Genomic DNA, 21692 nt, shown 5'->3' with positions numbered 1-21692 from the left:
AGGTGTTGCCTGCGTTTCGCAGCCGAGAACTGCGCTTCACGACCGAGAGGTGTGTTTCGCAACCGAGAACTGCGCTTCACGACCGAGTGCCGCGCGCCTCGGACGGCAGTGGGGCCGGAAGCCACGCAGATGCGGTTTCCGGCCCCACTGTCCGAGGTCGTTCAGAGACTCGGTTCGGCTCAGGCAGAGACGCGTTCGAAGACCGCGGCCATGCCCTGACCTCCGCCGATGCACATGGTCTCGACGCCGAAGCGCGACTCGCGGCGGTCCATCTCCCGCAGCAGGGTCGCGAGGATGCGGCCTCCGGTGGCGCCGACGGGGTGGCCGAGCGAGATGCCCGAGCCGTTGACGTTGAGGCGCTCGGCGAAATCGGTTTCCGTGAGCTTCCATTCGCTCGTGCAGGCAAGCACCTGGGCGGCAAAGGCCTCGTTGAGTTCGATGAGATCGATGTCGGCCAGGTCGAGCTCCGCGCGCTCGAGAGCCTTGGCGGTGGCCGGCACCGGGCCGATGCCCATCGTCTTCGGCGGCACTCCGGCCACGGCCCAGCTGCGCATGCGAGCGAAGACCCGCAGCCCCAGCTCGGCAGCCTTCGACGCGGTGGTGACGATGCACATCGCCGCTCCGTCGTTCTGACCCGAAGCGTTGCCTGCGGTCACCGTGGCCCCATCGTCGAGCTTCGCGCGCAGGGGAGTGAGCTTCGCGAGCTTCTCCACCGTCGATCCGGGACGGATGTGCTCATCCGTGGTGATGACCTGTTCCGGGGTCTTGCGGGTAGCCGGCAGGGTGATCGGCACGATCTCCTCGGCGAACTTCCCCTCTTCCGTCGCCGAGGTGGCCCGACGATGCGATTCCACGGCGTAGGCGTCCTGGTCCTCCCGGGAGATGCCGTATTCACGGCGCAGATTCTCCGCGGTTTCGATCATGCCGCCGGGCACCGGGTAGTCCGTGCCGCCGGCGGTGAGGCGGCCGCGGGCGAGGCTGTCCTTGAGCTCCACGTTGCCGCCCTTGACGCCCCAGCGGATCTCCTCATTGTAGAACGGTGCACGGCTCATCGACTCGGTGCCGCCGGCGATGACGAGATCGGCGAAGCCGGCCGAGATCATCGCATGCGCATCGGCGATCGCCTGCAGGCCGGAGCCGCAGCGGCGGTCGACCTGGCGGCCGGCAACGGTGATCGGCAGTCCGGCGTCGAGGGCGATGACGCGGCCGATCGCCGGAGTCTCCATGTGCGGGTAGCAGTTGCCGAGGACGACATCGTCGATGACCTCACCGGGCAGGGAGGTCTTCTCGAGCAGGGCGGTGAGCACCTGCCGGCCGAGTTCCTCATGCGGCACGTTCTTGAACTGTCCGCCGAAACCGCCCACGGGGGAGCGGAGGGGTTCGCAGATGACGATGTCTTCAGACACTTCGGTCTCCCTTGGATTTCGATCGAGCCGTCCCGCCTGGACGGCGAGTCGTCGACACATTCGGCATCACTACCGAATCTGATATCAATACGTTCTGATTTATGAACATATCCGAATGGATTGAGACTGACAAGGGTCTGTCTCAATGAATGAGTGCGAAGCGGGCCGGCTCAGCGGGCGGTCGGGAGGACCGCCTCGGCGACATCGAGGACGGTATCGAGCGCGGCATCCCGGTGGTCGAGGCGGTGGGCGAGGAAGAGCTGAGTCGCTTCCTGCGGGAGGTTGAGCGGCACGGCGGAGATCCGCGAATCGTATCCTGCGGCGACGGAGTCATAGGTGATCGTGATGCCCATTCCGGCTGCGACGAGGGCGGAGATCGACTGAGAGTCCGGGGCCTCCTGGATGATGTGGGGGTTGAAGCCGGCGTCGAGGCACAGGCGCATGGCGGTCTCGCGCAGGTTTGAGTTCGGCCGGGCCGGCAGCAGGATGAAGGGCTCGTCGGCGAGTTCGTCGACGTCGATGGTCTTCCGCTTGGCCAGGCGGTGGGTGTTCGGCATAGCCACGCAGGGGTGTTCGATCGCCACGGGGCGTCCGGCGATGAGGGGTGGGCGCTTCCGCCAGCGGACGAGCGCGAGGTCGAGGGTGCCGTCCATGATCCGCTCGAGGCCCTCGTCGGCGTAGACGGTCGACTCGAGGTGGAAGGTGATGCCCGGATTGCGTTCGTGTGAGGCCGTGACGAGGGTGGCAGCGAGGTCGCGGGAAGACGGATGGGAGTAGCCGAAGCGCACGCGGCCGACCTCGCCGCTGGAGGAGCGATGGACGGATTCGATGGCGGCCTGCTGGGTGGCGAGCATGTGCTTGGCCGGCTCGAGCAGGGCCTCGCCGGCTGGGGAGAGGCTGACCGAGCGGGTGGTGCGCTGGAACAGGGAGGCGCCGAGTTCGGTCTCGAGGGTCCGGATCGTCCGGCTCAGGGGCGGCTGGGCCATGCCGAGGCGTTCGGCGGCGCGGCCGAAGTGGAGTTCCTCGGCGACGGCGACGAAGGCGCGGATCTGCTGCAGCTCCATGAGTTCTCCCCTATCAGGCGGCCCCGCTGTGCGAATGCCCTCATTATTGCATGAATAAGCAATAATCGAGAGGAAATTTTTAAGAAATGGTATTTGCCGCGGGTCATCGCGTGCTGCGTCGGCATCGCAGTCACGGCGACGCTCGAGGAGTTCTCCCACCCTATCCCGTCCGCCGTCGAGAGCCTGAGCGGCTCAGCGTCTGACGCCGTAGCGCAGGTAGACGACCTGCGAAGCGAAAATGCGTGAGTCGAGGAGTTCAAGAGGCGAGTGCCGACCGTGGTGAGCGAAGAATGGGGTGCCGCCGCCGACGAGGACCGGGTAGAGGCGGATCCGGTATTCGTCGATGAGGTCGAGATCGGCTGCCGCGGCCGCCAGCCCGGCCCCGCCGATGCCGATCTCACCGTCGGGATGCTCAGTGCGCAGGCGAGCGACCGCCTCGGCGAGTGTTTCGGTGGCGAGTTCCGTGGTGCCGACGACCTCGGCCAGTGTGGTCGAGAAGACGAGCTTCGGCAGGGCGCGCCACAGACGGCCGAACCCTGCCTCGGCGAAGTCGAGCTCGGGGTCGCGGTCCGCGGTCTCCCAATAGACCATCGTCTCGTAGAGTCGGCGGCCGAGCAGATGGACGCTCAGGCCACGGACCTCGTCCATGGCCAGCGCGAAGACCTCCTCGTCGGGCACGGACCAGTCGAACCGGTCTGCGCCATCGACGATGTATCCGTCGAGCGAGGTGGACAGGGAGTAGACGACGCGGCTCATCGGGGACCTTCTTTCGTGGAGGTGGGCTGGAATGGCTCGGGTCGTGCGGGAACGACGGCTTGCCTCGGGTCGTGAAAGAACGACGGCTTGCCTTGGGTCGTGCGGGAACGACGGCTTGCCTCGGTGCGGGTGCGGGTGCGGGTGCGGGTGCCGGCGCCGGAGTCGGTGCGGGCGTGGGGCCGAGGCGAGCCGCGGAGGCCGGACGCGGGTGGGTTCAGTGTGAGCCTCGGAGGTCGGATGCGCCAGAGGTATCCGAAATATCGGACAGAACTTGGTCCGGACCACTACCGCAATCCTGTCCGGTCGTCAGAATGGATGGTGTAGTCAGAGCCGACAGCGCAGGGGAGTCCGCACCTCGGCGCGACGGCGAAGCGGCAGCCAAGCATCCGCCTCGTCGGACACAGCGACAAGGAGAATCCCATGACCACCAAGCCGTCGTTCACCCAACATGATCCGAGCCGCGTCATCCGCGCCGACCGCGGGACCGAGATCACCGCGAAGTCCTGGCAGACCGAAGCGCCCAAGCGCATGCTCATGAACAACCTCGACCCCGAGGTCGCCGAACGTCCCGAAGACCTCGTCGTCTACGGCGGCACCGGCCGGGCGGCTCGCTCCTGGGAGGCCTACGACGCGATCGTGCGCACCCTCGACGACCTCGAGGACGACGAGACCCTCCTCATCCAGTCCGGCAAGCCCGTCGGCGTCATGCGCACCCACGAATGGGCCCCGCGCGTGCTCATCGCCAACTCCAACCTCGTCGGCGACTGGGCGAACTGGGAACACTTCCGCGAGCTCGAAGCAGAAGGTCTGATGATGTACGGGCAGATGACCGCCGGTTCCTGGATCTACATCGCCACCCAAGGCATCCTCCAGGGCACCTACGAGACCTTCGGCGCCATCGCCCGCAAACGCTTCGACGGAACGCTGGCCGGAACCCTGACCATCACCGCCGGCTGCGGCGGCATGGGCGGTGCCCAGCCCCTGTCCGTGACCCTCAACGGCGGTGCCTGCCTCATCATCGACGTCGACAAGACCCGCCTCGACCGCCGCCGGTCCAAGCGCTACCTTGACGAGGTCGAAACCGACCTCGACACCGCCCTGGCCAAGGTCATCGAAGCGAAGAAGAACAAGCAGGCCCTGTCCGTCGGACTCGTCGGCAACGCCGCCGAGATCCTCCCGACGATCCTCGACCGCCCCGAGGCCGCCGAAGTCGACATCGTCACCGACCAGACCTCAGCCCACGACCCCCTGTCCTACCTGCCCGTGGGCGTGAGCGTCGATGACTGGAGCGATGAGGCCGAACAGGACGCAGAGAAGTTCACCCTCCGCGCCGAGGAGTCCATGGCCAAGCACGTGCGTGCCATGGTCGAATTCCAGGACCGCGGCGCCGAGGTCTTCGACTACGGCAACTCGATCCGCGACGAGGCCCGCAAGGCCGGCTACGACCGCGCCTTCGAATTCCCCGGCTTCGTCCCGGCCTACATCCGCCCGCTCTTCTGCGAAGGGCTCGGACCCTTCCGCTGGGTGGCACTGTCCGGCGACCCGAAGGACATCGAGGTCACCGACGCCGCGCTCAAGGAGCTCTTCCCCGACAACGAACACCTCCACACCTGGCTCGATGCCGCCAACGAGTATGTCGAGTTCGAGGGCCTGCCCGCCCGCATCTGCTGGCTCGGATACAAGGAGCGCCACCAGGCCGGGCTGCTGTTCAACCGGCTCGTCGCCGAAGGCAAGATCTCGGCCCCGATCGTCATCGGTCGTGACCACCTCGACTCCGGATCGGTCGCCAGCCCCTACCGCGAGACCGAATCCATGCTCGATGGCACGGACGCCGTGGCCGACTGGCCGCTGCTCAACGCCCTGGTCAACACCGCCTCCGGTGCCACCTGGGTGTCCATCCACCACGGCGGCGGAGTCGGCATCGGCCGCTCCATCCACGCCGGCCAGGTCTCCGTGGCCGACGGCACCGAACTGGCCGCCCAGAAGCTGTCGCGCCTGCTCACCAACGACCCGGGCATGGGCGTCATCCGCCACGTCGACGCCGGCTACGACCGCGCCGCCGAGGTGGCCGAAGACCGCGGTCAGCGCGTGCCGATGATCCCCGAACTGGATCAGCGCGACGAGGAATCCGCCGCGCAGTAAGCAGCCCCGCCGCGCCGGACGCTGAATAGCCCAGAAAAAGGTGAGTAGCCCAGGTTTGAAACTGGGCTATCCACCTTTTTCTGGGCTGAAGCGGGGATCAGCGCCGCCGAGGGGCCTTTGTGAACCGGGCTCTGGGCTGATGGGCGCCGGAGCCGTACACCCTATTCGTCGAGGAAGAGGTCGAGTTCGAGGTCATCGGGGCCGTGACCGACAGAGCCGGGCCGCGACGGATCATGTGCATAGACGGACAGGTCCGTGATGCCCCGAGCCTGCAGCACCTCGTCGTCGATGAAGAAGTTGCCCGTGACCTCACGCGGGTCTGCGGTGAGGATCGTCCATGCGGCCTCGGCCATGATCTCGGGCTTGCGGCTGCGTGCCATGAGCTGTTCGCCGCCGAGGAGGTTGTTCACCGCCGCTGTCGCGATCGTCGTCCTCGGCCACAGACTGTTGGCCGCGACTCCCTCCTCGCGCAGCTCTTCGGCCAGCCCGAGCGTGACCATCGACATTCCGTACTTCGCCATCGTGTAGCCCAGGTGCTTGCCTGCCCATGCCGGATTGAGGTTGAGCGGCGGAGACAGCGTGAGCACATGTGCGGCATCCGAGGCCTTGAGGTGTGGGATAGCGGTCTTGGCCAGCAGGAATGAACCGCGTGAGTTGATCGAGTTCATGAGATCGAACTTCTTCATCGACAGATCCTCGGTCGAGGACAGGTCGATGGCGCTGGCGTTGTTGACGACGATGTCGATCCCGCCGAAGGTCTCCGCGGTCTGCGCGACCGCCTCGGCGACGGATTCCTCGCTGCGGACATCGCCGACGATCGGCAGGGCACGTCCACCGGCCGCCTCGATCTCCTCTGCTGCCGTAAAGACGGTGCCCTCGAGCTTCGGATGAGGTTCCGCGGTCTTCGCCAAGAGCGCCACGTTCGCGCCGTCCCGTGCCGCGCGCAGCGCGATCGCCAGGCCGATCCCACGGCTGCCGCCGCTCATGAGGAGGGTTCTGCCTGCAAGCGTGCGTTCCGGGACGGCCGCAGATTCGCGGCCCTCGGTGAGTCTGAAGTCAGTGGTCATTGCGTCTCCTTGAGTGATTGTTTTGCGGCCAGATAGCCGCACATTCCATGTGCGCCCGGGCCCGGAGGCACCGCGGCCGAGCACAGGTATATCCCTGACCGACCGCCGCTCGGTGCGCTGAGTCGGTAGGGGCTGAACCCAGGTGTCGGACCGAGCACCAACTGTAGAGGGTCCTTGCGGCCGGTGAGGATGTCACCGCCGACGAAGTTCGCATTGAGTGATTCGATCGCAGTGGTCCCGCGAGGCGTCACCGCGAGGATCCGATCTCGGCATCCAGGGGCGAAGCGTTCGATCTGGGCGAGGATCGACTCGGTGGCGTCTCCTGTAAAGCCCTGTGGCACGTGCGCATAGCAGTCGATCGGAACGAGTGAACCCTTCCCACGTCCGGGGTCCGCAAGATGTTGCTGGGCGAGGAGGACGAATGGCTTCTCAGGCATCCGACCTTTGGAAGTCTCGCTCTCCGCGAACGCCGTCTCCTCGTATGACCCTGAGAGATGGACGGTTCCGGCACCCCGGGACGGTTCGTAGGTCCACGGGATCCCGCCGTCCACGGCCAGTGCGAGTTTGAACGCGGCCGGCCCGTTCTTCCACCGTTCCAAACTCCGCACCGCACGCACCGGCAGTGAGTTGCCCGCGATGCGGGCCGCCTCAGCGGGGCCGGTGTTGAGCATGAGCACATCCGGGTTGCCCAAATCCCGAACGTCCTCGACCCTTCGTCCGGTCTCAACCCGTCCGCCAAGGGACAGAAGGAGCGACTCCATTGCCGAGGTGATCCGACCCGATCCGCCGACCGCCACCGGCCAGCCGAAGTAGTGAGCGGCCGAGGCAAGAGACGTGCCGATCGCCGAAGAGAGCGGCGCGTTGAAGGGGCCGAAGGTGTGCGCTGCGACTCCCGACCATAGGGCACGGGCCTCCTCGGTGCGGAAGTACCTCGCAACGGCGGCCGCGGGCAGTGCCGCCCGCGCGCCCAACATCGCAAGATGGAAAGGGTGCCGGGGCAGATGGATGAGGGACTGGAGGAACTCGTCGGCAACCGTCGGCATGCGCGAAGCCACGGGCGAGAAGAACGTCCGGTATCGCTGGGCATCGGCACCGAGGGTGCGTGAGGTCTCCACCACGGATCGCACGGCGCTGGCTCCGCGACCGTCATCGAGCGGGTGCGCGAACTCGACTTCCGTGTGAGCCCAGTGAAGACCGTGCTGTTCCAGTGGGAATACGCGAGCAAACTCCGAGGCCAGTCCGAAGGGATGGTGGCTCGAGCAGTCGTCGTGCACAAGACCAGGAAGGGTGAGTTCGGAGCTGCGAGCGCCGCCCCCCACGTGATCATCTGCCTCGTACACAGTGACCGAGACGTCGGCAGCGGCCAGGGTGATGGCCGCCGCCAGTCCGTTCGGTCCACTGCCGATCACAGCAGCGGTCGTCATTCTCGGGCTCCTCGTCTAGTCACGCTCGGCGGCGTCCTGCAGGGCCGACTCCGTGGTGAGGTCGTGACGCTTCGCCGCAGACTCGGGTTTCTGGGCACCCGCGGATTGCGGAGCAGATTCCATTGAAGACACCGCGGCCCGGGAGGCTGAAGTGTAGTGCGGATCCCTCCACGTCACGTTGAGCGGAATCGGTCCGTTGGGAAGCCACGGCTGCTCCTTGACGCAGTCGGCAACGTTCCAGGTACCACGTTCCACGATACCCACGGCCGCGTCAATGACCATGTAGTTCTGAGTCGACTTGTGGATCGGCTGTGACTCAACCCAGGCGACGACGAACTCGCCGGGCTCGAACTGGCAGCGACGCTGGAGTTCGGCGATGAGGTGGTGGTTATGGAGGTGACCGTCACCGAAGTTGAAGCCCAACAGCGAGTTGCAGGAGAACTCCGCCTCACGGATCGTGGCCCGATCGACGTCGTTGACGTGATGGTGCAGAAGAGAGAACAGTCCGCGACCCTGACTGTGCATCGATCGCCAGCCCGCGGTCTGCAGCATCGTGATCTCCGCCGCCACTCGCGGGAACCCCATCTCCTGCAGCTGGTCGACCTGGTTCTTCGTCGGACGATTCACGGCATGCAGCTTGTCCTCGGCACCGGGTTGGAAGGCCCAGAGCGCCGAGGCCCAGTTGCCCGCATACTGTCGCATCGACGGGGTGAAGGCGACGAGGTCCGGGCGAAAATTGCCGAGCACGGGGAAGAAGAACAGACAGGCCACGGTGGCGACGATGAGCCATGGAGAGCTCGCATCGCCCAGCCCATAGCCGTCCCCATTGGGGTGGCCGAGGAAGAGGAACCCCGCGATGTACATGAATAGCAGATTCCATTCCAGGGGCACCGCCAAAGGGAAGGTGCTCGTGATGAACCCGTGGAAGAGGATCATCAGCAGTGTCCCGGCGAGGGCCAGGGTCCAATCCGTCGAGAGGAGGAGGACAAGCGGAGTGACGATCTCGACGAGAGTGCCGAGGATGTGCCCGATGCCGGAGGCCAGATGGGACGGCCTGACATCGTGGGGGTAGTTGCGATAGTGCAGACGCCTGATCGCCTTGCCCGGGATGATCGGCGCATTCGAGATCATCGGCGGGATCACGAAGGAGAAGTGCTTGCCGATCTTTGAGACTCCGGCCCCCACCCAGACGGAGAAGATGAGCAGCTTGAGCATGATGATCATGTCGACGAGACCGTTGCCGAGGAAGGGAACCAGCCCGAAGATGAGAACGGCGGGTCCGTACTGTTCGGCACGGGCGGCGATGAAGATCACCTTGTCGCGCAGTCCCATGATAACGAGTAGCACGAGTGGTACGAACATCAGCGGCGGGCTGATCAGGTTCCCGAGGTCCTCGGGAGAGCCGGCGGCCACGGTCGATCCGGTGGCCCCCGGCAGAATGATCGGGACGAAGAGCGCAACGAGCAGCAGCGCATAGAGGACCACATCGAATACTGTGCGGTTGAATCCGTTGGTTCCTGGAACCTTCCCGGGCCACGGAGGCATGCGGATGGTGCCGGGCCGCAGCCAGAACAGGCAACCACCCGTCATCGGCTTGAACTTCCCGGCCAAAGGCCCCCACGAACCGGCCACGCCGATGGTCTCAAGCAGGAAAGTCCAGAGCACGAGCTTCTGGAACACGATCGGCTCGTTCCACCACTGAGCCACCTGCCACGGGGCGCCGACGCCCGAGGTGAGCGTGGCCAGGGTGACGCCGATGCCGATGTAGAGAACGGCGAGCTTGAGGATGTAGATGATGTGGAACAGTTTAGGTGAGCCGAACCCGCAGTCGACCCAGTGGAGGACGACGGCCCTGATTCTCTCCGAGAGGGGGAGGGATTCGAATGTCTCAGCATCAACCGGAGGGGCATCCGGAGTTGTGAGTCCCATGTCGCTTCCTTTCACAGGCAGGTGCCCGACTCCGATGTCGAGCAAGTGGACCTGGAATCACCCTAGGGAGGATGTGTCTTGGATCCCATGGATACTCAGCCGAAGCTCCGCGAAGAATTTGTACTCCCGATACAACATGGTCCTTCACCCAGAAGCTCCGTGTGGCGAATGTCCCTCGGGCGGGTATCAGCGTGGACAGGGAGCCCCTTTCGCGTGTTTCCCTCTGTGGTGCTCGGCCACAGCCCAGGTGAGGCTGCCGCCTGTCAGCCCTCGGTTCCATAGAGATAATGGTGAGCATGCAAAGCGGACTCGATGTTCAAGCGGTTCTCTGTCAGACTCACTCCGAGGGCCGCCTCGGCCATCTCGACCCGGTACCGGATTGAGTTCTTGTGCATGGTCATCGAGGCCGCTGTCGCCGTGTAGCTGAGCTCATGGCGCAGAAAGGCCGAGAGAGTGTTCCGGTGGCGGGCATTCGCCTCGGTGTCATCGGCCAGCGGACCGAGCACCGATCTCACCCACACTCGAGCAGCCTCGACGTCCTGGGCCAGCAACGAGGTAACGGCCATACCCCGGTCGTCGTGTGATCTCAGCTCAGCGGGAGCGCGCCCGGCGATGCAGACGCGCTGCACGCGTTCTGCTTCCTGATGGGAGAGGCGAAAACCGGCGGACAAGGCGTGCGCGGAGCCGATCGCCAGATGGATCGAGCCCGACGGCGGCACACGCTGGCGAAGAGAGTTGTCGTAATCCCAGTCGGTCGGCACAGGGATCCACCCCCAGGCGGTGTCCTGGTCCCGGCCGATGATGAGGCAGGTACGCTGGGAGCCGAGCGCGCCAGCAAGGTCTCTGATGGCTGTGGTGAACCGATCCAGCTGACCGTTCGCGTCGGGGGCCGAGTGGTGGGTCCATGCGATGACTGCGACATGACGACCGCCGAGGCTGTAGGCGAGGATCCGCTCGGCCGCCGCGACGTCGATGTTCTCCCCGGCGATGATGCGTCTGACCTGGGTCTCCCTGGCCGTTGTGCGATTGGCCAGCCAGGATTCCCGTTCCTGCTCGTAGAGTTCAGCGACCTTCTGCGAAATCCAGTCGATGTACTCCGAAACCTCGTCGACGAGGTGCTGGAAAACCGCAGAGACGAGCTCCGCCGGCAGCTCCTCGTCCTCGATGACGAAATCGTAGGCGCTCTGGAGCATTCTCTGCTGCCCCAGACGATAGGCCCTGACCAGTGCATTGACGGAGATTCCGCGTTGGGCTAGCCGTCTGGCGTATTCAAACGCGGCGGTCGGCGGTTCCAAGTTGTCCGAGGAGATGCCGTGCTGAAGCGCGTGGAGGATCGTTTCGACATTGCCCTCGATGCTTGCACTGAGGAGATCGAGGAGAGCCGGTTCGGCACCGAGCTCGGTGATCTTCGTCGCCAGATAGTCGTAGACCCGTCGTGTGAGCTCGGGAATGTGCGGGGTCATGCCCGCAGCGATCCGCGACGCGTGGGTCCGCACCTCCGTGGTGGAGCTGTCGGCTTTCAGCCCGTCATTGGGCGGCCAGAGCAGATGATCGACCATGTCTGCACAGTACCGCCGATTGAGGCCCGTGGGGACGGCCGAGTCGACGAAAGCGCGAGCCGTGTTTGTATCTTTGACCGAAATGGCGATGGTGATTTGGTTACCGTGCCCAGTGAACGTGCGTCAACGCGTGGCTAGTGTGAGGCCATGATGACTTCGAATCCTGTCCCCATCGACGCGGAATCCTCCACCTATCCCGTCGCCGAGGTGATGGGGCTGCCCCTTGCTCGTGCCCGAACCAACCCCCACGGACCATGCCTCAGCTGGCCCGGAGGCAGTTTCGACAATGCTGAGTTCGCCGCCGCTGTCGCGGCCACAACCCACATACTGCGCTCGCGGTTCGGAATCGGTCGCGGTTCGGTGGTTGGTGTGTTGCTGCGCAATGTCCCCGAAATCATCACCACGATGTTCGCCACCTGGTCTCTCGGCGCCGGTCTCACTCCGATCAACCCTGCGCTCACTGACGACGAGGTGGTCTTCCAGCTCGACGACTCCGGCTGTGCCCTGCTCGTGGGGGACTCCCGCGCCGAGGCGCTCGCCAGAGGATGCGGGATCGGCTGCCTTCCGGTGACCGACGGCTGCTTCCGCGGTGACATGGAGCCCTGCGCTGGCGTCTCTTCGCACTGCCTCGATGACGTCCGGGATGACGACGTGGCGCTCATCGTCTACACCTCGGGGACGACGGGCAAGCCGAAGGGATGCGTTCTGGAGCAGTCGAACATCGCTGCCATGGTCTGGTCGATCTTGAATGGTCTCGACTTCGGTGAGAACGCCCGCAGCCTGCTGGTTCTCCCGCTCTTCCACTGCAACGGCCTGCTCGCGGGGACGGTCTCACCTCTCATGCTCGGCGGCAGCGTGCATATGATCCCGAAGTTCGATCCCGAGTCATTTTGGGACGTCGTGGAGGAAGAGCGCCCCACCTATTTCTCTGCTGTGCCGACGATCTTCTCGATCCTCGAGGCGACGACGACTCGGAATGTCGACTCGAGTTCTCTGCGCTTCGTCATCTGCGGTGCCGCCCCGATGTCCCCGGACGCGATCACCCGGTTCGAGACTCGTTTCGATGTCGACATGGTCGAGGGTTACGGTCTCTCGGAGTGCTCGGTGTGCGCCACGATCAACCGAAACGATGGTACGAGCAAGCCGGGAACCGTCGGGCCAGCACTGCCAGGAGTGAGCGTGGGAATCACCGATCCTCACGATCGACTGCTCGAACCTGGGGATGTCGGAGAGGTCGTGATCGCTGGGCGGACGGTGATGCGCGGGTACCTCGGCCGACCGGAGGCCACCGCCGAAGTGCTCAAGAACGGGTGGCTGCACACCGGGGACGTCGGATACCTCGATGAGGACGGCTTCCTCGTCCTCGTCGATCGGATCAAGGATCTCATCATTCGCGGCGGAGAGAACATCTATCCCAAGGAGATCGAGGATGCGCTCTTCGAACATCCTCAGGTTCTCGAGGCAGCGGTGGTCGGAAGCCCCGATGACACCTACGGGGAGATCCCCGTGGCTCATGTGGCTCTGCGTGAAGGAGCCGTCAATCGTGCAGAGACCCTGCGAGCCTTCCTCGAACCGCGGCTTGCGCGCTACAAACTCCCGGCGGAGATCCATATCCACGCAGGTCTTCCGAAGAACTCCGTGGGCAAGATCGTCAAGGGTCAGCTGCGAGAGAGCTGAGCGGTCGAGAACGAAGATCGTCCACGCCTGACGCCCGAGCGCTCTGAGCGCCCAATCACCATCTGTCCGAAATATCAGACAAATTCTTCCTGACCCGGTTCTGCCATACGCCGCGGCAGTTCATACTGAGGATGAACCATTCTCAACCGTTAAGGATCTTGTCGTGCAGCTCATCACGGGGATCAGCGAATTGGTCGTCAACGACCTCGACTCCCTCGGAGAACTCAGCGTCATCACCGACGCCGCCCTGCTCATCGACGACGGCCGAGTCGTCTGGTCCGGACCGTCCGCTGAGGCGGACACTGCGGTGGAGAACCATCGCGGTGAAGAACCGTCACCAGGTGTCAACGACGACGATATCGTCAACGGGGAAGTCACCTCGGCGAGTGATCTCGCGGGACTCGAGACCGTCGACCTCGGCGGTAAAGCCGTGATCCCCGGCTTCGTCGACAGCCACAACCACCTCGTCTTCGCCGGTGACCGCTCCGAGGAATTCGCCGCACGCATGGCCGGGCAGAAGTATTCGGCCGGCGGCATCGCGACTACGGTCGCCGCGACCCGGGCCGCCAGCGACGAGGAGCTCGAGGCCAACCTCGTCCACCTGATGGAGCAGGCGACTCGGCAGGGCACGACGACGTTCGAGATCAAGTCCGGGTACGGGCTGAGCCTCGACGATGAGATCCGTGCCCTGGACATCATCAACCGGCACACCGAGGAAACCACGCTCATCGCCGCCCATGTGGTCCCGCCGGAGTACAAGGACAACCCCGAGGGCTACGTCGACCTCGTCATCGACGAGATCATCCCGGCGGCCGCGGACAAAGCGAAATGGATCGACGTCTTCTGCGAGAAGGGAGCCTTCACCGAGGACCAGACCCGCCGCATCATCGACGCCGGCAAGGCCGCAGGCATGAAGCCGCGGCTGCACGCCAACCAACTCACCGAGGGCGGAGCGCTCAAACTCGGCGCCGAACTCGGCTGCGTCTCCGTCGACCATGCGACCTTCGCCTCGGACTCCGATCTCGCCGTCCTCGCCGAGGCGGGAACCGTCGTCACCCTGCTGCCGAGCATCGAATTCTCCACCCGTCAGCCATACCCCGATGCCCGCCGCTACGTCGAGGCCGGTGTGCGGCTCGCCATCGCCACCGACTGCAACCCGGGCTCAGGGTTCTCCAACAGCGTGCCCTTCGCGATCGCCATCGGTGTGCGCGATATGCACTTCACCGTCGAGCAGGCGGTGTGGGCGGCGACCGCGGGTGGGGCCCACGCTCTGCAGCGTTCCGATGTCGGCCACCTCGGCGTCGGAGCCCGCGCCGATCTGGCGATCCTCGACGCACCCAGCTATCGGCACCTGGCCTACCGGCCGGGAGTCCAGCTCGTCGAACGCGTCTACTCCAGCGGCGAACTCGTCGTCGACAACCGACCACGGAGCTGATGGGCGCGCAGAGGGCCTGAACCGGCCCGACCGTCGCCCCGGCAGCACCTCGAATACCACCGAACCTCCGGCGCCACAGCGCAGAGCAACTCAACCGAAAGGTCCGACATGTCAGACTTCATCGACCTCGATCCCGACACCCTCACCTTCGCCGAGGTGGTCGCGGTCGCCCGCCACGACGCGAAGGTGGAACTGAGCGCGGCCACGCTGGCCCGAGTGAACAAGTACCGCGAGGCCGTCGATGCCCTGGCTCAGGCCGAGAAGCCCGTCTACGGAGTCTCGACCGGATTCGGGGCGCTCGCCCAGCGCCACATCCCCGCCGAACTGCGCACCCAGCTGCAGAAGTCGCTCATCCGCTCACATGCGGCTGGAGTCGGCGAACCCGTCGAGCGAGAGGTCGTCCGCGCCCTCATGCTGCTGCGTGCCCGGACGTTGGCCACGGGCCGGGCCGGAGTCCGCGCCGAGGTGCTCCAGACCTATGTTGACCTGCTCAATGCCGGCATCACCCCGGTCGTCCACGAATACGGGTCGCTCGGCTGTTCCGGCGACCTCGCCCCCCTGTCGGCCTGTGCGCTCGTCGTCATGGGCGAAGGCGTCGCCGTCGGCCCCGACGGTGTGGCCGGACCCGCCGATGAGATCCTCGCGAAGGCCGGCATCACCCCGGTCACCCTGGCCGAGAAGGAGGGCCTGGCGCTGGTCAACGGCACCGACGGCATGCTCGGCATGCTCATCATGGCCCTGACCGATCTCGAGAACCTGCTCACCGCCGTCGACGTCTCTGCGGCCATGAGCATCGAGGGCCTCTTCGGCACCGACGCCGTCTTCGCCCCCGAACTCCACTACGCGCTGCGCCCCCACGATGGTCAGTCCGCCTCGGCGGCGAACATGCTCTCGGCCCTCGAGGACTCGGGCATCACCGCCAGCCACCGCGACTCGACCCACCTGGTCCAGGACGCCTACTCGATGCGCTGCGCCCCGCAGGTCAACGGCGCCGCCCGCGATGCGGTCGCCTTTGCCACGCAGGTCGCCGAACGCGAGCTGCGGGCGGCCATCGACAACCCGGTCGTGCTCACCAACGGCATGGTGTCCTCGAACGGCAACTTCCACGGGGCACCCCTGGCCCACGCCCTGGACTTCCTCGCCATCGTCGCCGCCGACGTCGCCTCGATGTCCGAACGCCGCACCGACCGGATGATGGATGTCGCCCGCAACCAGGATCTCACCCCGTTCCTCGCCGACGACGCCGGAGTCGACTCGGGCCTGATGATCGCCCACTACACGCAGGCCGCGATGGTCTCCGAAGCCAAGCGGGGCGCGGCTCCCGCCTCGGTCGATTCGATCCCGTCCTCGGCGATGCAGGAGGACCATGTGTCCATGGGGTGGTCGGCAGCACGCAAGCTGCGCAAGGTCGTCGACAACCTCGCCAGCGTCATCGGCATCGAGTTCTACGCCGCCGCCCGCGCCTGCGATATGCGTGAAGCCGCGCCGGCGCCGGTCACCGGTGCCGTGATCTCCGCACTGCGGGAGACCGTCCCCGGGCCCGGGCCCGACCGGTTCCTGTCCCCGGAGCTCGCCGAAACCATCGCGAAGGTCAAGGACGGAACACTCGTCACCGCCGCCGAGGCGGTCACCCCGCTGACCCACACCGTGACCAGCGACGCCGGCGCCTGGCAGCCCGTCGGCGGAGGACCAGCGGTGAACGATCCCGAGTTCACGGCACTGGGCAACCTCGACGCTGCCGCCGAAGCCTCGGGCACCGCGGCGGCGACCACCCACCAGAAGTGAAACCGGTTCGGGGCCCGTCACTGACTGGTCCCGAACTGACGGGACCGCTGCACCACCGGTCCCACCTTGAGTGAACGGAGTGACATGACCACCAGCGATGTCGTCTCGCTGCTGAGGCAGATCGAGGACACCGGCCGCGACCCCCGTGGACCCGGCTACCAGCGTCCTGGGTTTTCCGCCACCGAACGCGAGCTGCGTGACTGGTTCCTCGCCGAGGCAGACCGCCGCGGTCTCGACACGGAGATCGACGCCAACGGCATCACCTGGGCCTGGGCCACCCCGCCCGGTGACAACGCCGTCGTCACCGGCTCCCATCTCGACTCCGTCCCCGGCGGCGGCGAGTTCGACGGGCCCCTCGGTGTCGCCTCGGCGCTGGCGGCTTTCGACGAGCTCAAGGCCACCGGCGCACTCGAACGGGCCACCCGGCCTCTGGCCCTGGCCGTGTTCCCTGAAGAGGAGGGCTCACGCTTCGGCGTCGCCTGCCTCGGCTCACGACTGCTCACCGGCGCCATCGAGGTCGACCGGGCACTCGGACTCAAGGACGCCGCAGGCGACACCTTCGCCGACGTCGCGACGAGCTATGGCCTCGACCCGGAACGGGTCGGGCGTGACCAGTCTCGGCTGGCCGGTATCGGTTCATTCATCGAACTCCATGTCGAACAGGGCCTCGGCCTGGCGGGCACCGATCAGGCCGTTGCCATCGGCTCCTCGATCATCGGCCACGGCCGCTGGCACTTCGCCTTCACCGGACAGGGCAACCACGCCGGGACGACGCCGATGAGCCACCGCGCCGACCCCGTCGTCACCGCCTCCCGGGTGATCGGGGATGTCCCGACCCTAGCGGCCGCCACTGACACGAGCGCCGTGGCCACCGTGGGACGGACCCTCATCCACCCGGGCGGGACGAACGTCATCGCCTCGGCCATGAGCTTCTGGCTCGACATCCGTCACGCCGACGACGCCGTCGTGACACAGGTGCTCGAGGCCATCAGCCGCCGCGCCCGCGAGCACGCCGCCGACGCCGGCGTCGAGGTGAGCATCTCGCAGGAGTCCTACTCACCGACCACCCACTTCACCGCCGATCTCAACACCCGGCTGACCTCGGTGCTGCCCGAGGCACCCCTGCTGCCCTCGGGTGCCGGACACGATGCCGGCATCCTCGCCGGTCATGTGCCCTCGGCGATGCTCTACGTGCGCAACCCGACCGGCGTCTCCCACGCCCCGGAGGAGGCCTGCGAGGTCGATGACCAGCGAGCCGGAGTCGACGCGCTCGTCGCGGTGCTCGCCCGTGAACTCGGTGTCACGGGAACGCCCGGGCCGACCGGAGAGACAGGGGCGGGCGCATGAGCACCCAGTACTGGTGCGAAACCGCGTGGGTCGATGGAGCCGTGGCTCGCGGGGTGCTGCTGAGCGCCGATGACACCGGCACCCTGACCGCGGTCCAGACCGGAGTCGACGCCGCCCCGGCCACCGCCGAGGTGGTGCCCGGGTTCACCCTGCCCGGCGGAGTGAACGCCCACTCACATGCCTTCCACCGCATCCTGCGCGGACGCACCCACGGCGACGGTGGGACCTTCTGGACCTGGCGCGAGGTCATGTACTCCGTTGCCGCGAAGCTCGACCCCGAATCCTATGAGACCGTGGCCCGCGCCGTGTTCGCGGAGATGCTCGCCGGCGGGTACACCTCGGTGGGGGAGTTCCACTACGTCCACCACGCGCCCGACGGGTCGGCCTATGAACCGGCCCACGCAATGGAACGGGCGCTGGCCCGGGCGGCCGCCTCGGCGGGGATCCGGATCCGACTCCTCGACACCTGCTACCTCACCGGTGCCATCGACGCCGAACTCTCGGATGAGCAGGCCCGCTTCGGTGATGGCACGATCGACGGATTCATCGATCGGCACGCCGGACTGGCAGAGACCTTCGCCGCAGAGTTCCCCGTCAATGCCCCAGGTGAGAGCTTCGTCCACGTGGGTGCGGCCATCCACTCGATCCGTGCCGTGCCCGCCGCGAACCTGCCGCGCTTCGCGGAACTGACCGGCCCCGTGCACGTCCACCTGTCCGAACAGCCCGCGGAGAACGACGCCTGCCGAGCCGCCTACGGCGCGAGTCCCACCGAGGTGCTCGCACGCTCCGGCGTCGTCGACGAACGGCTGTCGGCCGTCCACGCCACACATCTGGATGATGAGGACATCGCGATCCTCGGCGGCTCACGAGCAGCGATCGTCATGTGCCCGTGCACCGAGGCGGACCTCGCCGACGGGATCGGCCCGGCGCGCGAACTCGCCGATGCCGGGGCCGTGATCTCGATCGGCTCCGACCAGCACGTCGTCCTCGACGCCCTGCGTGAGACCCAGAGCCTCGAAGCCGGAGAACGTCTGCGCTCGGGGCAGCGCGGCCGATTCTCCCCGGCCGAACTCATCACCGCACTCACCGAGGGCGGGGCACGCAGCCTCGACCTGCCCGTCGGAGCGCTCGAGGTCGGGAAGGCATGCGACTTCATTGCGCTGCGCACCGACAGCATGCGCACCATCGGCTCACTCGACGAGCAGATCGTCCTCACGGCCACCTCGGCGGATGTGCATCTCACCGTCAGCGGCGGCAGGGTGCGCGTCCGCGATGGCGTGCACGCGCAGCTCGGGGACGTCTCGGACCTCTACGCGAAGGCGTTCGCGGCGCTGGAGATGGAGGGCTGAACCGTGGCTGAGGTTCCCGCACTGCGGCGGGCGATCGCGATTCTGCGGCATCTGGCCGCGTCGAATCGGTCGATCACGGCCGGTGCTCTGGTCAGAGCACTCGAGATACCGCGCTCGAGTGCCTACGACATCCTCGGTGTGCTCGAGGAGCTCGGGCTCGTCGCGCGCACCGAGTCCGGGTACGTGCTCGGTGCCGGTGTGCATGAGCTCGGGGCCTCCTACCTGCGGACGAACCCCCTGCAGAGGCTGGCGCAGCCGATCGTGCGTCAGCTCGCCGAGGATACCGCCACGACCGCTCAGCTCGCCGTCATCCGCGGGTGGGAGACCGAGTACGTGCTCAAGGAGCAGTCGCTGAAGTCTGTCGCGGTCATCACTGCCACCGGGGTGCGCATGCCCAGCTACCTCACGGCGACGGGGCGGGCGATCCTCGCGCAGCTGCCGAAGTCCGAGGTGCTCGCGATGCTCCAGTCCGAGACGGGTTTCGTCACCCGCACGGGCAAGGGGCCGGCCTCGGTGAAGGCGCTCAACGCGATACTCGCCCAGGAGCGACGCACCGGCTGCGCGATCGAACACGGCGAAGTCACACCGGGGATCTCGACGATCGCCGCCCCCGTCTTCGACGTGCTCGGGCGTCCTGTCGCCGCAATCGGGCTGTCCGTGGTCAGCGACACCCTGCCCGAGGACTCCGGTCCGATGGTCGACCAGGTCCAGTCCGCCGCCGCCGAGGTGACCGCCAAGCTGCGGTGAGCCCTGCGGCGGCTGGCGAGCGCCGAGCGGACCCTGCGACGCCCGGCGAGCCTCGAGCGGACCCTGCGGCGCCCGGCTGGCCTTGAGCGCACCCTGCGGCGCCCGGCTGGCGCCGAGCGGGCCACTGAGCGCCGAGCGGACCAGTTGCAACCTGCGCGCTCGCTGCTCAGTGGTCCGCTCGGTGAAGTGGGCCGGCGCTGTCAGGGGCGCAGAACCCGCTTTTCGCGAGCGACCTCCTCGACGATCTGGTCGTCGCTGCGCAGCTCTTTGACAAGGGCGGCGCCGAGGACGACCACGATGACGGTGAACGGGACGGCTGAGAGCATCGCCGCCTGCTGGAGGGCCTGCAGGCCGCCGACGAGGAGCAGTACGATCGCGCAGGCACCGGTGAGGAATCCCCAGGTCGCGATGACCGGGCGGCGCGGTGCGAAGGAGCCGTGCGAGGACAGCGAACTGAGGACGAACGTGTTCGAGTCTGCGGAGGAGACGAAGAACAGGATGACCATGATGATCGTGAAGACCGACGCGAACAGGGACAGCGGAAGCTGCTCGAGGAGGCTGAAGAACGCGGTGTCGAGGTTGTCCTGAGTCGCCTCACCGATCGCGGCGCCGTCGATGTCGAACTTGATCGCCGAACCGCCCATGACGGTGAACCAGACGAAGAACACGGCGCTGGGAACGAGGAGGACACCGGCGACGAATTCGCGGATGGTCCGCCCCTTCGAGATCTTCGCGAGGAAGATGCCGACGAAGGCGCTCCACGACAGCCACCAGGCCATCATGAAGTACGTCCAACCGAGCATCCACTCACTGTCCTCGGCATTCGTCGGGGTCATGAAGCTGAGTTCGAGGAAGTCCCCGGCGAAGGCACCGACGGAACGGACGAACAGGTTGGAGATGAAGCCGCTGGGGCCGGTGATGAAGACGAACAGCCCCAGCAGCGTCGCCATGGTCAGCGTGATCTGGGAGATGTACTTGATGCCCCTGCTCACCCCGGTCAGAGCCGAACCGGTGAAGAGGAGTGTGAGGACGGAGATGACGATGATCTGCAGAGCGATCGTGGCGTCGATGCCGAAGACGGTGTTGAGACCCTCGCCGATCTGAGAGGCGCCGAGACCCAGGGAAGTCGTCGTCCCGAAGAGAGTGGCGATGATGGTGAGGATGTCGATGAAGCTGCCGACCCAACCGTCGACGAGGCGGCCGAGGACTGGCCGCAGCATTGTGGACACGAGTGCCGGTCGGCCCTTGCGGTGGGTGGAGTAGCCGATCGCGAGACCGAAGACGCCGAAGATCGCCCAGGCCTGGAAGCCCCAATCGAGGTAGGAGAACTGCATGGCGCGCACTGCGGCGTCCATGGTCTCCGGTTCGGCCAGCCCGTGGGGCGGAACCATGAAGTGGGACATCGGTTCGGCCACGCCGTAGCTGACGAGGCCGATGCCCATGACGGCAGCGAGGATCATCGCCAGCCAGGTGACAGTGCGATATTCGGGACGGGAGTCGTGTGCGCCCAGCCGCAGGCGACCGAAACGGCTGACGGCGAACCACACGAGCATGACGATCGCGGCGAAGGGCACGACCAGATAGATCCAGCCGAAGCCGGTGGAGACTGCGGTCATCGCCCGAGTCATGATGTCGGCCAGCGCCTCGGGGGCGATCGCCGCCCACAGCACGAAGGCGATGACGAGGCCGACAGCGCACACGAACACCTTCCCGACCCGGTTGGAGGAAGGGTCTGCAAGGGATGCGGTCTCGGCGCCGGCGGGGCCGGAGTCGGATCCGACCCCGCCGGGAGGGGGAGGGTCGTCGAGTCCGCCGGAGGAGGCGGATTCGGTGGAGTGCTCGGACCCGGTCGCGGCGGTGCCTGCAGGATCTGAGGAGGGGGAATTCAGCGTCGTCATCGTGGTCTCCGGGCTCACGGCCGCCTCGATGGCGGGCAGGAGCATGTATTCGGGGGCAGTGGGCGGGATTTCAGCAGATACACAACAGGCCCCGCGAACTGGGACGT

General features: G+C 66.4%; 15 protein-coding genes. 7 read left to right on the top strand and 8 right to left on the bottom strand.

All coding sequences use genetic code 11. The features are described from left to right. Nucleotides 1-179 precede the first annotated feature (179 nt). The 3 genes from ACQE2J_RS18210 to ACQE2J_RS18200 form a co-directional block, all read right to left on the bottom strand. On the bottom strand, nt 180-1406 hold the full coding sequence (locus ACQE2J_RS18210; RefSeq protein WP_425119951.1) for an acetyl-CoA C-acetyltransferase: 1227 nt from the start codon (nt 1404-1406) through the stop codon (nt 180-182). Nucleotides 1407-1576: 170 nt separating this feature from the next. After that, nucleotides 1577-2470 (bottom strand): LysR family transcriptional regulator, encoded by an 894-nt coding sequence (locus ACQE2J_RS18205; protein ID WP_135540566.1) that lies wholly within the window; start codon nt 2468-2470, stop codon nt 1577-1579. Between the two features lie 192 nt (nt 2471-2662). Continuing rightward, nucleotides 2663-3226 carry a dihydrofolate reductase family protein gene (locus tag ACQE2J_RS18200; protein WP_135540568.1) on the bottom strand — a complete coding sequence of 188 codons (564 nt, stop codon included), beginning with the start codon at nt 3224-3226 and terminating at the stop codon, nt 2663-2665. 420 nt (nt 3227-3646) lie between these two features. Between ACQE2J_RS18200 and hutU the strand changes: the two genes are divergently transcribed. Then, the gene (hutU, locus tag ACQE2J_RS18195) at nt 3647-5368 is read left to right on the top strand and encodes a urocanate hydratase (protein ID WP_426936792.1); all 1722 of its coding nucleotides are present in this window, start codon (nt 3647-3649) and stop codon (nt 5366-5368) included. Nucleotides 5369-5529: 161 nt separating this feature from the next. Here hutU and ACQE2J_RS18190 read toward each other — a convergent pair whose 3' ends face one another. From ACQE2J_RS18190 to ACQE2J_RS18175, 4 genes are all read right to left on the bottom strand, one after another. After that, nucleotides 5530-6435, bottom strand: a complete 906-nt coding sequence (locus ACQE2J_RS18190) for an SDR family oxidoreductase (protein WP_135540572.1) — start codon at nt 6433-6435, stop codon at nt 5530-5532. Then, nucleotides 6432-7859: a phytoene desaturase family protein gene (locus tag ACQE2J_RS18185; protein ID WP_135540574.1), complete on the bottom strand. Its 1428-nt coding sequence runs from the start codon at nt 7857-7859 to the stop codon at nt 6432-6434. The genes ACQE2J_RS18190 and ACQE2J_RS18185 overlap by 4 nt, the downstream gene beginning before the upstream one ends. 15 nt (nt 7860-7874) lie before the next feature. Further along, on the bottom strand, nt 7875-9788 hold the full coding sequence (locus tag ACQE2J_RS18180; protein ID WP_135540575.1) for a DUF3556 domain-containing protein: 1914 nt from the start codon (nt 9786-9788) through the stop codon (nt 7875-7877). A 263-nt stretch (nt 9789-10051) separates the two neighbouring features. Continuing rightward, nucleotides 10052-11347 (bottom strand): PucR family transcriptional regulator, encoded by a 1296-nt coding sequence (locus tag ACQE2J_RS18175; protein ID WP_135540577.1) that lies wholly within the window; start codon nt 11345-11347, stop codon nt 10052-10054. 147 nt (nt 11348-11494) lie between these two features. Here ACQE2J_RS18175 and ACQE2J_RS18170 point away from each other — a divergent pair, with 147 nt between their 5' ends. From ACQE2J_RS18170 to ACQE2J_RS18145, 6 genes are all read left to right on the top strand, one after another. Beyond that, nucleotides 11495-13024 (top strand): class I adenylate-forming enzyme family protein, encoded by a 1530-nt coding sequence (locus tag ACQE2J_RS18170; RefSeq protein WP_240689913.1) that lies wholly within the window; start codon nt 11495-11497, stop codon nt 13022-13024. Between the two features lie 163 nt (nt 13025-13187). Then, complete coding sequence (gene hutI, locus ACQE2J_RS18165; RefSeq protein ID WP_425119953.1) at nt 13188-14459, top strand: imidazolonepropionase; 1272 nt, start codon at nt 13188-13190, stop codon at nt 14457-14459. Between the two features lie 108 nt (nt 14460-14567). After that, nucleotides 14568-16244, top strand: a complete 1677-nt coding sequence (gene hutH, locus ACQE2J_RS18160; protein WP_135540579.1) for a histidine ammonia-lyase — start codon at nt 14568-14570, stop codon at nt 16242-16244. An 84-nt stretch (nt 16245-16328) separates the two neighbouring features. Further along, nucleotides 16329-17591: an allantoate amidohydrolase gene (locus tag ACQE2J_RS18155; protein WP_135540581.1), complete on the top strand. Its 1263-nt coding sequence runs from the start codon at nt 16329-16331 to the stop codon at nt 17589-17591. Next, a complete protein-coding gene (locus ACQE2J_RS18150; protein ID WP_135540583.1) occupies nt 17588-18940 on the top strand; it encodes a formimidoylglutamate deiminase in 1353 nt (450 codons plus the stop codon). Before ACQE2J_RS18155 ends, ACQE2J_RS18150 begins: the two co-directional genes overlap by 4 nt. Nucleotides 18941-18943: 3 nt before the next feature. Next, the gene (locus ACQE2J_RS18145; RefSeq protein WP_135540585.1) at nt 18944-19687 is read left to right on the top strand and encodes an IclR family transcriptional regulator; all 744 of its coding nucleotides are present in this window, start codon (nt 18944-18946) and stop codon (nt 19685-19687) included. Between the two features lie 200 nt (nt 19688-19887). Here the strand turns inward: ACQE2J_RS18145 and ACQE2J_RS18140 are convergent, their stop codons facing one another. Continuing rightward, entirely contained in the window at nt 19888-21630 is a 1743-nt protein-coding gene (locus ACQE2J_RS18140; RefSeq protein ID WP_240689915.1) for a BCCT family transporter, read from the bottom strand. Nucleotides 21631-21692: the final 62 nt, after the last annotated feature.

Source organism: Brevibacterium sp. LE-L (assembly GCF_050214925.1).
In the GTDB taxonomy this organism is placed as follows: Bacteria; Actinomycetota; Actinomycetes; order Actinomycetales; family Brevibacteriaceae; genus Brevibacterium.
This window is presented reverse-complemented; position numbering and strand designations above follow the sequence as displayed.

Coding starts and splice junctions, on each gene's coding strand:
- ACQE2J_RS18180 (WP_135540575.1), bottom strand. CDS start 9,788: ATGGGACTCACAACTCCGGATGCCCCTCCGGTTGATGCTGAGACATTC.
- ACQE2J_RS18200 (WP_135540568.1), bottom strand. CDS start 3,226: ATGAGCCGCGTCGTCTACTCCCTGTCCACCTCGCTCGACGGATACATC.
- ACQE2J_RS18190 (WP_135540572.1), bottom strand. CDS start 6,435: ATGACCACTGACTTCAGACTCACCGAGGGCCGCGAATCTGCGGCCGTC.
- ACQE2J_RS18170 (WP_240689913.1), top strand. CDS start 11,495: ATGATGACTTCGAATCCTGTCCCCATCGACGCGGAATCCTCCACCTAT.
- hutH (WP_135540579.1), top strand. CDS start 14,568: ATGTCAGACTTCATCGACCTCGATCCCGACACCCTCACCTTCGCCGAG.
- hutU (WP_426936792.1), top strand. CDS start 3,647: ATGACCACCAAGCCGTCGTTCACCCAACATGATCCGAGCCGCGTCATC.
- ACQE2J_RS18185 (WP_135540574.1), bottom strand. CDS start 7,859: ATGACGACCGCTGCTGTGATCGGCAGTGGACCGAACGGACTGGCGGCG.
- ACQE2J_RS18205 (WP_135540566.1), bottom strand. CDS start 2,470: ATGGAGCTGCAGCAGATCCGCGCCTTCGTCGCCGTCGCCGAGGAACTC.
- ACQE2J_RS18155 (WP_135540581.1), top strand. CDS start 16,329: ATGACCACCAGCGATGTCGTCTCGCTGCTGAGGCAGATCGAGGACACC.
- ACQE2J_RS18140 (WP_240689915.1), bottom strand. CDS start 21,630: ATGCTCCTGCCCGCCATCGAGGCGGCCGTGAGCCCGGAGACCACGATG.
- ACQE2J_RS18150 (WP_135540583.1), top strand. CDS start 17,588: ATGAGCACCCAGTACTGGTGCGAAACCGCGTGGGTCGATGGAGCCGTG.
- ACQE2J_RS18175 (WP_135540577.1), bottom strand. CDS start 11,347: ATGGTCGATCATCTGCTCTGGCCGCCCAATGACGGGCTGAAAGCCGAC.